General features: G+C 49.6%; 13 protein-coding genes. 6 read left to right on the top strand and 7 right to left on the bottom strand.

Features of this window, described 5'->3' with window-relative positions:
* Positions 1 to 98: 98 nt before the first annotated feature.
* Positions 99 to 1,586, top strand: coding sequence for a hypothetical protein (locus GKC03_02135; GenBank protein ID NYT11334.1), 1,488 nt, complete (start codon positions 99 to 101; stop codon positions 1,584 to 1,586).
* 20 nt (positions 1,587 to 1,606) lie between these two features.
* Here GKC03_02135 and nadA read toward each other — a convergent pair whose 3' ends face one another.
* Positions 1,607 to 2,509, bottom strand: coding sequence for a quinolinate synthase NadA (nadA, locus tag GKC03_02140; protein ID NYT11335.1), 903 nt, complete (start codon positions 2,507 to 2,509; stop codon positions 1,607 to 1,609).
* Between the two features lie 217 nt (positions 2,510 to 2,726).
* On the opposite strand from nadA, the gene GKC03_02145 reads away from it, so the two are divergent.
* From GKC03_02145 to GKC03_02155, 3 genes are read left to right on the top strand one after another with little or no spacing between them, the layout of a single operon-like run.
* Entirely contained in the window at positions 2,727 to 2,972 is a 246-nt protein-coding gene (locus tag GKC03_02145) for a ferredoxin family protein (GenBank protein ID NYT11336.1), read from the top strand.
* Positions 2,969 to 4,087 (top strand): 2-oxoacid:acceptor oxidoreductase subunit alpha, encoded by a 1,119-nt coding sequence (locus GKC03_02150; protein NYT11337.1) that lies wholly within the window; start codon positions 2,969 to 2,971, stop codon positions 4,085 to 4,087. The genes GKC03_02145 and GKC03_02150 overlap by 4 nt, the downstream gene beginning before the upstream one ends.
* Position 4,088: 1 nt before the next feature.
* Positions 4,089 to 4,904: a 2-oxoacid:ferredoxin oxidoreductase subunit beta gene (locus tag GKC03_02155; protein NYT11338.1), complete on the top strand. Its 816-nt coding sequence runs from the start codon at positions 4,089 to 4,091 to the stop codon at positions 4,902 to 4,904.
* A gap of 102 nt (positions 4,905 to 5,006) precedes the next feature.
* On the opposite strand, the gene GKC03_02160 is transcribed toward GKC03_02155, so the two are convergent.
* The 6 genes from GKC03_02160 to GKC03_02185 form a co-directional block, all read right to left on the bottom strand.
* Positions 5,007 to 5,603 (bottom strand): PH domain-containing protein, encoded by a 597-nt coding sequence (locus tag GKC03_02160; GenBank protein ID NYT11339.1) that lies wholly within the window; start codon positions 5,601 to 5,603, stop codon positions 5,007 to 5,009.
* 182 nt (positions 5,604 to 5,785) lie between these two features.
* Positions 5,786 to 6,319 carry an ArsR family transcriptional regulator gene (locus GKC03_02165; GenBank protein NYT11340.1) on the bottom strand — a complete coding sequence of 178 codons (534 nt, stop codon included), beginning with the start codon at positions 6,317 to 6,319 and terminating at the stop codon, positions 5,786 to 5,788.
* A gap of 75 nt (positions 6,320 to 6,394) precedes the next feature.
* Positions 6,395 to 8,209 carry a hypothetical protein gene (locus tag GKC03_02170; GenBank protein NYT11341.1) on the bottom strand — a complete coding sequence of 605 codons (1,815 nt, stop codon included), beginning with the start codon at positions 8,207 to 8,209 and terminating at the stop codon, positions 6,395 to 6,397.
* A 106-nt stretch (positions 8,210 to 8,315) separates the two neighbouring features.
* Positions 8,316 to 8,726, bottom strand: a complete 411-nt coding sequence (locus tag GKC03_02175; protein NYT11342.1) for a hypothetical protein — start codon at positions 8,724 to 8,726, stop codon at positions 8,316 to 8,318.
* 119 nt (positions 8,727 to 8,845) lie between these two features.
* Positions 8,846 to 9,127, bottom strand: coding sequence for a peptidylprolyl isomerase (locus GKC03_02180; GenBank protein NYT11343.1), 282 nt, complete (start codon positions 9,125 to 9,127; stop codon positions 8,846 to 8,848).
* A 40-nt stretch (positions 9,128 to 9,167) separates the two neighbouring features.
* On the bottom strand, positions 9,168 to 10,958 hold the full coding sequence (locus tag GKC03_02185; GenBank protein ID NYT11344.1) for an ABC-F family ATP-binding cassette domain-containing protein: 1,791 nt from the start codon (positions 10,956 to 10,958) through the stop codon (positions 9,168 to 9,170).
* 90 nt (positions 10,959 to 11,048) lie between these two features.
* On the opposite strand from GKC03_02185, the gene GKC03_02190 reads away from it, so the two are divergent.
* Together GKC03_02190 and GKC03_02195 are read left to right on the top strand one after the other, a co-directional pair.
* Positions 11,049 to 11,636, top strand: a complete 588-nt coding sequence (locus GKC03_02190; protein NYT11345.1) for a 2-oxoacid:ferredoxin oxidoreductase subunit gamma — start codon at positions 11,049 to 11,051, stop codon at positions 11,634 to 11,636.
* The gene (locus GKC03_02195) at positions 11,633 to 12,355 is read left to right on the top strand and encodes an acetyl-CoA synthetase (GenBank protein NYT11346.1); all 723 of its coding nucleotides are present in this window, start codon (positions 11,633 to 11,635) and stop codon (positions 12,353 to 12,355) included. The genes GKC03_02190 and GKC03_02195 overlap by 4 nt, the downstream gene beginning before the upstream one ends.
* Positions 12,356 to 12,386: the final 31 nt, after the last annotated feature.

Raw genomic sequence — 12,386 nt, forward strand, 5'->3', positions numbered from 1 at the left:
ATTATATTATTTAAATCCCTCAGAAACAATCTTACGGAAAACTCCTGCTGGCCTTTATAATGACACCTTCGTTGATTGAGTTGACGGAGGTATTCAAGATGAAACCCCTAAGTGCAGCAATTCCCGCGGCCTTTGTAGCCGGCCTCCTCATGATCACTTGCATGGCTGGCATGGTCTCCGCGGACCCCGGAACGGATGCCTTGGAGGGCATCACCCTCGAACAAGGGGAAGCTGACGACTTTGATGGAGGCAACTTCGTCGCCATCAACCTCGGTGATGGGACAACACCGGCATGGTTTGGTGTCGTTTACGGGACAGAGGATTCGCCAGCACCCATAACCCTGGTTGGCATCTATGTCAGATATCTTGGCGGTGCGGAGATCAGGGATGAGAGCGGTGGAATGATGGTCCCCGCCGTTCCCATACCAGTAGTGACCGTTTTCGCGCAGAGCCTTTTCGCTCTGGTTGAGTTCAATGACACTGGTTACCCATTCCTTGGCGAGCGTGTTGGAGCTGATAACGGTGTGTTTGATTTCCTTGGACGTAGGAGCATCGGCAGTTTCAACCCTGTGAGTTTCGAACCCATCTATAAGATGGTTGACCTGCGAACAGCATGGAATCTCTCCGAGATCGAGGAGATTACCGACGAGGCGAACAACAGCAAGCGGTTCGATTTCTCACTCAGCGCCCAGAACCTGACATACGACAAAATATGGGATGATCGGCCTGCGGAGAATCTGGATGGCAGTAGGACTGGCACCGTAGAGGACGGAGTTGTGGAAAACGTGGAATTCCGGTTCCATGTTGAAGCTCTTTCTGAAGACATAACCACCGATGTGCCCTGGTACAGAGTAACAATGGATGATGGCAACGACATCATCGCCTCTGAAGAAGTGGAGGCTAAGACATACACCGGTACCCATATCTCCGCATCGTTCAAATACGATCATATAATCGATGGATGGGATTACAACTCGCAATCCGACACCTCGAAACTGATGCTCGAGAACTTCCTGTTCTTTGCAACATTCATCCCAGATATTGTCCAGGATTGGATCGATGCCCAATTCATCGATGAGGTCAACGAGGGGAGCGGCGTCGTCGAGTACGAGACCGAGGATGGGGGGATGTCAGCTGAAACGACTGAAGATCTTCCCGAAAGGTCTACAAGAATCACCGACAACAAGATCGTATTCAGGGACAACTGGGAGCGGTGCGGTCTTCTCAGTTGGGTCAGCAATGTTACGGTAGATGGTGATGAGAAGGATATGTACTACCAGATTCACGCTGGCTCTGCCGCTGAAATGCGGGGGGACAACAACGACGGCAATGTCAAGGCTATAGCCATACTGGGAGGTTATATCTATCCCGCTGGAGAGAACATATACCACGATCCAGTTTTTGAAGCCAACAGCATCATGCTCAATATCGGTTCTGACTTCCAACCCCTAATTCTCCTTCTGGTGATAAGCACAGTGATAGCATGTGTGGTGCCAATCGGAGCCGTCGTGGTGCTGAGAAGAAAGACAAAGCGAATGGATGAACGTTTTGCCTACCAGCTTCCGCCAGAGTATCGCAGAAGGTAAACCCCTTTCCCCTTTCTTCTTTATCTACCGATCTGGGTCATTCTCTCAAGGGGGAGCTTCGCCCTTTCGATCGTTTCTTTTGGCAGCTCGACCTTGTATTCCATACGCTCAAGACTCCTTATTATTGAATCCAGTGTGATCATTTTCATGGTAGGGCAAATAGCATTGGGCAACCAGTAGAACTTCTTGTTTGGAGCTTTCTTGCTGAGTGGATACACCATATCGAGTTCAGTGCCGACTATGACCTCATCGGCATCCGTTTCAGACACGAAATTGATCATTCCATTTGTCGAGTCGACAAAATCTGCAATGTCTATGATCTCGGGTCTGCATTCAGGATGAGCCATGAATATTGCCGAGGGGTGTTCTGCCTTGAGCGATTTAACCTGCTCCGGAGTAATACCTTGATGGGTAGGGCAGAATCCTGGCCACAGGATTATCTCTTTGTCAGGGACGAACCTTTGGACATAATGACCGAGATTGCAGTCGGGAACGAAGATCACCTTCTCCACTTCCAGGGATTTGACGACCTTAACCGCATTGGCCGATGTACAGCAAAGGTCCATTTCGGCCTTGCACTCCGCCGAACTGTTCACGTACCCCACCACTTTTGCCTCTGGATACTTCTTCCTCATATCCAAGAGCGCATCTGGGGTACACATTGCTGCCATTGGACACTTTGCTCCTGATTCCGGATGAATAATCGTTTTATCTGGACTGAGGATCTTGGCGCTCTCGGCCATGAAGTCCACGCCGCAGAATACGATGACATCTGCGTCCACCTTGGAAGCAGTGATGGATAGTCCAAGTGAATCTCCCACATAGTCTGCTGCTTCCTGGACCTCGGCGATCATGTAATTATGGGCAAGGATGACCGCGTTACGTTTGTTCTTGAGCTCATCGATCCTCTTCAGGATGTCCATGTTCCTTAGATTCGGGGGGCCATATATAAATCTTGGGAGGCCCACCAATCCACTCGATTTCGACTCGTACCAAATACGAAGGCTACCGTACAAACGCCTAAAACGCTTCAAAGGGCGGTACAATTCGTATCATGGGTATTTCCTAGATACAAAATCATGAAAAGCCCGGAAACTATATTTAGTGACATCAGACCCTATTCGAAAGAAGGATGGGAGAATGCAGATTCGAGTCAACTCAGAATACTGCAAAGGCTGCAACCTGTGCACAATTGTATGCCCAAGAAAGGTCTTCGAAAAGGGAGAGATGACCTCAGAAAGAGGGTACATACAGCCCACCATAGTCAATCCAGAACGATGCCCTAACTTCAGTCGCAAGAGCAAGGACAAGGCAGTGTGTGAGATCTGTCTGCTGACCTGCCCCGACCAAGCCATCACTCTGAGCGAAAAGGAGGTTGAAGCTTGAAGCTCAAGGAAGGTAACTATTTTATCCATGGGAACGAAGCCTGCGTGAGAGGAGCCCTTGCTGCGGGTCTCAAGTTCTTCGCCGGATATCCCATCACCCCATCCACAGAAATAGCTGAAGGTCTGGCAAAGACTCTGCATCGAAATGGTGGTACCTTCATTCAGATGGAAGACGAACTGGCCTCCATATCTGCCATTATTGGCTCATCATGGACCGGAGCGAAATCGATGACTGCCACTTCCGGGCCTGGCTTCTCGTTGATGCAGGAGAACATCGGCTACGCGGCGATGACAGAGACGCCGATAGTGATTGTAAATGTCATGAGGGGAGGGCCGTCAACCGGATTGCCCACTATGCCCTCCCAGGGAGATGTGATGCAGGCACGTTACGGCTCTCATGGAGACTACCAGATCATAGCCCTTGCACCGGCCAGCATTCAGGAGATGTTCAATTTGACCGTTGAGGGGTTCAACTTCTCAGAGACATATAGGGTACCCACCATAATCTTGGCAGATGCTGAGGTCGGACACATGCGTGGTAAACTCAAGATCCCCGGCAGTATAGATGTTGTGGAACGGAAGATCAGAAAGGATCCGGTGTGGCATGATGGATTCGCCTACGATGAGTCATTGGTTCCCGAGTTCCCGGTCTTCGGAAAAGGATTCAGAGTACATGTGACCGGATTGTCCCACGACATCTCTGGATACCCCCGTACAGACGTGGATGTCCATGAGGAGTTGGTCATCAGGTTGAGGGAGAAGATCATCAGGGCCAAGGACAAGATCTGCCTGAGTCGATTATTCAATCCTGACGCTGATAGATTCATTGTATGCTACGGGTCACCCACATTGGCCGCAAAGGAAGCGGTCAATCATACCAGCTCTATTGGCCTTCTACAGCTCCAGACGATTTGGCCTCTTCCAGAGAATGCGATCAGCAAGATCGCCTCGCAGGCCAAGGAGATCGTGGTCCTGGAGATGAACCTTGGTCAGCTCTTCCCAGAGATCCAAAGGATCGCTTGTCAGGCTGGTTGCGAGAAGGTACGATTGTTTTCCAAGGTTGGCGGTGAGGTTCATAAGCCCCGGGAGATCCGTCACTTTCTAGAGGAGGCCTGATATGGAGTTTTTCGATCTTTTCAGACAGGACCGCTGGCCCCACATGTTCTGTCCTGGATGCGGTATTGGTACCGTGATGAATGTTTTCTTCCGGGCCTTCTCACAGCTCGGAATCAATGTGGATGATTGTGTCTTCGTCGGTGGCATAGGATGCTCCTCCAGGATTATCGGATACATCAGAGGCGACTCCATTCACACCACTCACGGCAGACCGCTCCCAGTTGCCACCGGGATCGCACTCGCGAATCCCGATCTGAAGGTTATTGTCTTCACGGGAGATGGCGACCTGGGAGCAATCGGAGGCAATCACTTCATAAACGCATGTCGCAGAAATGCAGATTTCACTGTTTTCTGCATAAACAACAACATATATGGCATGACGGGAGGTCAGGCATCAACCTCGACCCCACATGGAGCCATGAGCACCACCACTCCTATGGGGAACAAGGACTACCCCTTCGATCTCTCCGAACTCGCAGTCACCGCAGGAGCGAATTATGTGGCTAGATGGACCACCAGGAACGTAAAAGAGATCGTGAAGTCCATGAAGAAAGCCATAACAAAGGAAGGCATGTCTTTCGTGGAGATCATGTCGCCCTGCCCCACTGGCTTCGGCAGGAGGAACAAGATGCCTCAAGCATGCCAGCTTCATGAGTATATGAAGATCAGAACCGTTAGAAGGGAGAGGACAAAATCCCTGGGATTGGATCCTGTTGACCTCAATATCTCGGGTAAGATCACCATAGGTGAGTTCATCGAGAGAGACCGAACTCCATTGAGGATGATATACTCACCTGAAGAGATCGCTGCAAAGTGATCCAATTCAACCCAGTTTGATTATTGATGTCCCTAATAGAAACTCAAAACTGGATGTCACGAGGTCCACCTGCGCCTCGAAGTTATTCATTCTCACCAGTATTCATTTCTGTTTGGTCAATTCTTCCAGCAATTCACGGATCCTGGTTATCTCAAGGACGATCCTCTCACCATTCTGTTCTTCATCAAAGTGCGTTTCGGTTGCCTCAGGTCTCTTTCTCCTCACAAAATCCATGATCTGGTCTCTCAGGGATTCGTATGCCTCTATACCTTCCAATCTTATCTCAGGCCGTATCATTCCGCTCTGTGATGATCCCGAGTAACCAGCCGTCTGAACTGACAAGTGGGCCAGCCTAAGTGATCTGGATATAGGACCTTGGCTGATATCCACGTTCGTGATTCTGTTGTAGGGCACAATCCCTGTTTTCCTGAACCATACGCCTCTATTCCAATTGATCTCCGTAGCGGACAGAGTATACACCATGCTCTGCCAGAACTTCGGAATCCAGTAGGCTGTGAATAATGTGACTACCAGTACTGGCATGAAAAAAGCCAGCCAAATCCACCATGGAACGAAGAAAATCAGCAGTATCTGCCACCACAGAAAGAGTACTACAACTATGGTTGTCAGGTAAATGAAATATAGGCTCTTGAACCGGGGTGAGGGTTTGAATTCTGTATTGAGCTCAACCATCTCCATCTCCAATATGTCTTCGCCATCCGACCTTATTATTATTTCGAAATATTCTCATCTGATTCTCGAACATATGAGAAGGGTGAAGAAGATTCCCAATATTACCTCGGAATGTGGAAAAGCGAAGGCTGCCCAGGTATGATGTGTTGATTCCTTCCTCCAAGCATGGGGATCCAGAGGACTCAGCGCTAATTGACCTCGCCTTCATTTTCACCAGGAAGGGGTGCTTGCTTTGGTTTCCTCATGGATCTAAGAATCCTACCAACAAGATACAGTCCTGCACCGCCCAATACGACCCCTCCTAAGATCAGAAGCGTGGACTCCATCGTGTTGTCTGTCGCTCCCCCATAGCCGTCCCCTGTTGCGGCTTCCATATCTCCATTTTGAGTGATGGAAACAAAAGCGAAGACGATGATGGCTCCAAGAAGTAGAGCCCATGCGCATGAGATCAGTATCACTATCTTGGTATTCTCCTTTGGGTCCAGAAGGTCCCTGGCCTTCCATGTCAACCCGTAGTAGACGAAACCGTGATCCTCGTATCGCTTGACCAACTCACCCTCCTCGAGCTTCTTCAGGTGGCGGTATACCGCAGCCTTATCGATACCCAGTGATTGTGACAGCTGGGTCACCGTTCTTCTCATGGGATTCAGAGCCTTCAATATCTCGAGTCTGGTGTCGGATGCTAGGGCGAATAACGCCTTCTTGTCCAGCTCTACGCGCATTGGTGATCCCCTTGGAATGAGGGACCCCAAATTCGAGTTTAGATCTGCATCAGTCAAGGTCGCTCCTCCTTCGAATCACTCCAGCGATACAAAGATGCCGACCTCGGGGTCCGCTCTCCAGTAACCCGATTGCGCTTGGTACACTAAGAGATTTACCTCCGAAAGTTCCGAAATATCAATAACCTTGATCATAGTGGTCGAAATGGAGTAAAGCATATCATCGATGTAAGCCGATCTCAAATTCCAGCTCCGATCTCCAACATCAATGATACCTCTCAAAGTCACCTCGCTATCGGAAATGTCAAAAACGGCGTTACCATGGATCCACATTTCGGACGAGGAATTCAAATATCCGAGAGAAATGACGAGAAGCCCCTTCTGGACATCGATGAGGACCGCGTGATGGTCCCACATCGCTTCGGTGTAGGAATATTCCCCTTCCACAAGGTACCTGCTCACCTCAATCGGTGAATAGGGATCCGATACGTCGTACATCGCGATCTTCACGCTTGAGTTCTCCATCCCTATGCCAATGACACGATCATCATTGATGCGATGAAGATAGGCAGAGAATCCTGGAACCTCCAGCTCACCCAATGCGACTGGATTCGATGGGTCTCCCATATCAATGACGAAAAGAGGATCGACCCTCTCGAATGTTACCAGGTACAAGACATCCCCGTAGAAGCGGGCGGCCTGAACAGTCTCAGAAGGAGCAATACCGGCAAGAGAGCCAGTGACATTCAGGGAGTGATCGAGAACGTAGACACAGTTTTCCGGTGGCTCCCAGCTAGTGGTGGTTACCACCCTGAGATACCCTTCGTATTCGTCCATGGAAAACTGGTTCAGAAGCCAGCCTGGAACCACCCCCTTGGCCACCGGCTGCATAGAGGTTCCCGAAAACTCTATTGAGAAAATAGAGCTCAAAACATTAGAGGATACCTCATTTGCTTGAACTGCTGACACAAGAAATGGGATCGGCTCCCAGTTCCTCATCGAGAGATAGATCGATGTGTGGGACATGTAGATCGTCGAAGTCCAACCTGCCAGGATCGAGAGGGTTTCGAATTCGAATGAATTCATATCTATTGCCATCATATTGATGTAACCGTCTCTCTGGTCCCCCAGGGGGTCGTAGCGGATGCTGCTTCCATCTAATTCCAAAACAACGCTACCGTTCATTACCCTTGGAAGCCGGACCTCGTCAGTAAACCATATCCAATCTTGACTTATCACATAAACGACGCTGCTTACCATTCTGGCTGCAACGGGATATCCAGAGATTCCCCAGCTTCGTTCGAGAACAGGGTTTGATGGATCAGAAACATCTAACAATGAGACCGCGGTCATTTCACCTATCGAAGTGAAGGCCCCTATTGCTTCTTCCAACTCGTTTATCGGCCTCCAGTCGTGTATCGCGGAGATTACCACAAGGTTGTCTCCATCAAGAAAAATTCCTTGAGGACTGACCATATATCTGTCTTGAGGCAATTCGATCAAGCTGGATGAGGGAATGAACGAGAGATTTGAGAGGTTCTCAACCGGGTAGGCCTTGATAATGTTGACTCCATTGTAATTGGCAATGAAAAGGAGAGACCCATCAGTCTTCACCAGGTCCATCTCGTCAACGCCTTCCACCTGAATATTTGTCTCCGAGTGACTGCTCTCTCCATCATCAATCTCCAGGCCATTTCCCTCGCTATATACGAGCCCTGTGTGAGGACGAGAGGCTATGTGGTTGATAAGATCCTTTGTGGATTGGAAGGCGGGAAGAATGGATTCCCCGGTGCTGGATCCTCCCTCGTCGCTCAAAGCCATTCCTGCGAAAAGGGCGAACAAAGATACCAGCACCAAGGAAAATGCTATGGCCTTGCGAACGAGGGGGCTCACGTCCTATTATCCAATATTTCACTATAAGTAACCCTTCAGAGCGTTGACTTGAATGTCAATACCTCTCATTTAAAAATAGAGAAATAAAGGGTTTGGATGGTTGCCCTTAAATCATCCTCTTTCCAGCTTCATAGGTGGCACTCTGATTCCACACCTCTTCAGGCTCCAGTATCCAAACACCGCGCACCTGTAGACCCAGACTCTTGACTTTCTCATTCATTGCTTCGAAAACAGGTCCCTCGGTCTGATAAATTTGGATCTTGGCTTTGACCTGATACGACTCCGTCCCCTTAGCCATGATAATCGCAACGTTCTGACCCTTCTTCTGCATCTCCTCCATGTTCTTCGATGTGTGCTGCATCAGGATCGCTCCAATCGCTATGACTCCGGGTTGTGGAGCCACGATTGCACCAACTTGGATGGCGTGCAGAGCTCCCTCTGGCGATACGGTCGCAACTACCTTGACCGCGTTCGGATCGTTGATAGTCTTGGCTACAACTTCTGGCAAATCCACCATGTTCTCACTCCTTAGGCACAAATGATTGTTCACGGCACTTAAGAGTTTCCAAAAATGAATAGACTGAGTGATGGTGAATCGAACCTCCATCACCAATCTTCGAACGCTCGCGTGACAGTCTACTGCGTATCTATGACCTTAATGACATGCCAGCCAAACTGTGTTTTGACGGGGCCTATTAAGTCACCCTTCCGACCCCCAAACGCGGCCTTTTCGAACTCAGGGACCATCTGATTCCTACTGAACCAGCCAAGGTCTCCACCCTTTTTACCGGATGGACACGTTGAGAACTTCTTTGCCAGATTTTCAAAGTTGCCGCCAGACTTGAGTTCTGCCATCAGATTCTTGGCCTGGACTTCATCCTTGACGAGGATATGTGCAGCATGAACCTTCTTTGCCATGATGACCCGAAGGCGGTCATTGGATAATATTTCATCGATTCTAGGAGCTGACCCGCTTCATCTCCTTTCCGGGAATCCGCTTGATCTTCCCGGTATCAAGAGCCCACTGGAATCTATCCATCTCGCTCTCGGAAATCGTTATACGCTCTCCAGGCTGGTACTTCCTTCTGGATTTCCATTCTGTGAATGGCGATACTACCCTGTAGACCAGAGCCTCTTCTACCTTTGTAGACTGAATCGCCCTACCCTTCAGACTTGAATAGTTGCCCAAATGGACATCCAACCTCCCATCGCGCAGAAGGCCAACCTTGTTGCACACGGCATCCATGAGATAGCGGTCATGTGTTACTATCAAAAGTGTACCAGGGTACTCGGAAAGTGCCGATTCAACGGAGTGTTTTGCTGGAATGTCCAAGTAATTAGTTGGCTCGTCCATGATCAAAAGGTTCCTACGATCTGCAATGAGAACAGCCAGGGCCACTCTTGCCCTCTCACCGCCAGAAAGGGTGCCGATGGGGCGTTCCACCAGCTCTCCCGTCAAAAGAAGCTTTGCCAATAGCCTTCTCACGGTGAGCCGTTCCTCCTCGCCCATTATCTTCAATAGCTGCTCCTCTGGTGTCATGGTATTGCTCAGCATGTCGTGTCCCTGAGCATAGTACCCTATCCTCGCCCCAGGAGCGATCCACATCTCCCCCTTATAGGAGAGTTCCTGAAGAACCGCCTTGATCAAGGTCGTCTTCCCTGAGCCATTGGGTCCGAAGATACCAAGTTTGTCCCCGGTCTCCAAGGAGAGATCAAGCCCTCTGAGAACCTCGTTCCTGCCTCTTCGGACTTGAAGGTCTTTAGCCAGTATCATATTCTTGCCAGATTTACCGCTGACCCCGATATCGATCATGATCTCCTTGTCCTTGAACGGCCTCTCCACCTGGTCCATTCGATCGATCATCTTCTGACGAGTCTTGTGAGTCGTGCCGAACCACTCCCGTCGATGGAGATCCTCCATTACTCTCTCCTGCCTCTCTTTCTCGATGCGGATCTTTTCGGACTCTTTCCACTGTCTCTCCACGTCCAAGGACTTCTTCTCGGTGAAAGAGGAGTAGTTACCAGAATACGCTCTCAGCTTCCCCGTTTCCAGCTCGACCACCTTGGTCACCACGTTATCAAGGAAGTATCTGTCATGAGATACCACGATCTGAGTGCAGTCGAGCTTCAGAAGGAAGTCCTCCAACCATTCAACCGCGGATATATCAAGATGGCTAGTTGGTTCATCGAGGATAATGAGATCAAAATCCTCAACCCTCAGCAGGACCTTGGCCAGCATCACCTTGGTCGTTTCTCCACCACTGAGCTGAGCTGTCTTTTTCAGTAGCATTTCCTGGTCGATTCCCATTCGCTTGAGAATGTCACGTTCCCTGGAGTTGAGGTCTCCTGAGAAACGGTCCATCTGCCCCCTAAGGTGCCCGTACTCTTCCGCAATGTCGTCCCAGGTAAGCCCGTTCTCCGGAATGCCAGAGGACATCATATTCTCCAGCTCCCCGATCCTTTGTGAGAGGGAAGACGAGATGCTAGCTCCCTTCACAGCTTCCAACACCGTCTCATCACCATTGAAGGTGGGCATCTGGGGAAGATACCCAACCTTGTCGGTCTTGATGATCAATTCTCCCATGTCGGGTTTCAACTTTCCTGTGAGTATCTGAAGAAGGGTGCTCTTTCCAGATCCGTTGATGCCTATCAGAGCTATCCTGTCTCCTCTGTTGATCTGGAGCTTAATCGACTTGAGAACCTGGTTTGGTCCGAACGATTTGGCCACTCCCTCTGCCCTGATAAGCATGTCCTCTTCATGCCGAAGCTCGGATAAAACCCTTGCCTAACAGAGGCCAATGAAAAAAACAATCTACCCTGAGAACCATTGTATTGGCGGATGGGCGAAGGCATTTCAATCAGGTTTGCCGGCAAAGGCGGTCAGGGAATCATATTTTCCGGAATTGCTCTAGCCCGGGCATTCTCTCTCTACGAGAATGGACACGGCAAGGAGTACTATGCATACCAAACCCAATCCTACGGTCCTGAGGCGAGAGGTGGAGCCTCAAAATGTGATATCAGAGTCACCAACGATGAGTCTTCATACCCATTTGTAGAAAAACCGGACTTCCTTGTCCTAATGTCTCAAGATGCCTTTGATAAGTATATCGAGGATACGAAACCAGGCACGTTGGTGATTTTGGACAAGGGTCAAATCAAGGGGTACACCGATCTGATGCATTACATAATTCCAGCTACCGAGAAGGCAGAGGAGTTGGGGGCAAAGATAGTGGCCAATGTGATCATGCTCGGTGCCTTTGTGGAAATCTCTGGCATCATTACCAAGAAGGCCATCTACGAGGCGCTTGGTGACATATCACCTCATGGAACAAAGGAGATGAACAAGAAGGCTTTCCGCCTGGGAAGCGCGCTGGCAAAGCAGGTTCTCGCAAAGAAATTCGAATCAGGCAAGAACAGAGAGGAATGAACGGTGGGTTGACTGTGGTCAAGAAAATGGACATCCTCAGAATGAGAAAGGATGGGAGAACAACTCTCTCGGAGGCAGAGGCCAAATCATTGCTGAGGGAATGGGGAATACCCACAACGAATTTCCTCCTGCCGAAAAGGGAAGAGCTAGCATCGCTTCGTATAAGATTCCCGGTGGCAGTGAAGGTCAGTTCGCCCAACGTACTCCATAAGACAGATCAAGGTGGAGTGTTCATCGATGTCAAGGACTGGGAAGAATTGACAAGACGTTTCGACACCATTGAGAGGAGGTTTCCGGAAGGGCAGGTACTCGTCGAATCAATGGAAGAAGGAAATGCTGAGTTCATTGTTGGCCTACTCAAGGATCCGGTTTTCGGCCTCATCATCATGTTCGGAACGGGGGGCGTGTTGACCGAGCTCTATCAGGACATCTCCTTCAGGAAGGTTCCCATAACCCCGGAGGACGCGGATGAGATGATGGACGAAATCAAGGCAGGGAAGCTTCTTAGAGGATTCAGAGGAATAAAGGCCGACAGGGGGGCTGTCAAGCAGATCCTCCTTGAGGCTTCAGATATGGGAATCGAACTCGAGGAGCACATCAATCAGATCGATCTGAACCCGGTAATCGTTAAGGAGCACGGTTGTGTAGTCGTTGACGCGAAAATCATTTTCGAACCCCTTGAACAAAATCTGCATGTTGAGCCCCTAATCACCAGATAGTTTAATTAAAATAATCTCGACTTCGATAGAT

It is taken from the genome of Methanomassiliicoccales archaeon (assembly GCA_013415695.1).
Taxonomy (GTDB): Archaea; Thermoplasmatota; Thermoplasmata; order Methanomassiliicoccales; family JAAEEP01; genus JAAEEP01.

Excerpts from the sequence above, each read along its gene's own strand:
- GKC03_02135 (NYT11334.1), top strand. The coding sequence starts at position 99 with ATGAAACCCCTAAGTGCAGCAATTCCCGCGGCCTTTGTAGCCGGCCTC.
- nadA (NYT11335.1), bottom strand. The coding sequence starts at position 2,509 with ATGGACATCCTGAAGAGGATCGATGAGCTCAAGAACAAACGTAACGCG.
- GKC03_02145 (NYT11336.1), top strand. The coding sequence starts at position 2,727 with ATGCAGATTCGAGTCAACTCAGAATACTGCAAAGGCTGCAACCTGTGC.
- GKC03_02155 (NYT11338.1), top strand. The coding sequence starts at position 4,089 with ATGGAGTTTTTCGATCTTTTCAGACAGGACCGCTGGCCCCACATGTTC.
- GKC03_02160 (NYT11339.1), bottom strand. The coding sequence starts at position 5,603 with ATGGAGATGGTTGAGCTCAATACAGAATTCAAACCCTCACCCCGGTTC.
- GKC03_02165 (NYT11340.1), bottom strand. The coding sequence starts at position 6,319 with ATGCGCGTAGAGCTGGACAAGAAGGCGTTATTCGCCCTAGCATCCGAC.
- GKC03_02175 (NYT11342.1), bottom strand. The coding sequence starts at position 8,726 with ATGGTGGATTTGCCAGAAGTTGTAGCCAAGACTATCAACGATCCGAAC.
- GKC03_02180 (NYT11343.1), bottom strand. The coding sequence starts at position 9,127 with ATGGCAAAGAAGGTTCATGCTGCACATATCCTCGTCAAGGATGAAGTC.
- GKC03_02185 (NYT11344.1), bottom strand. The coding sequence starts at position 10,958 with ATGCTTATCAGGGCAGAGGGAGTGGCCAAATCGTTCGGACCAAACCAG.
- GKC03_02190 (NYT11345.1), top strand. The coding sequence starts at position 11,049 with ATGGGCGAAGGCATTTCAATCAGGTTTGCCGGCAAAGGCGGTCAGGGA.
- GKC03_02195 (NYT11346.1), top strand. The coding sequence starts at position 11,633 with ATGAACGGTGGGTTGACTGTGGTCAAGAAAATGGACATCCTCAGAATG.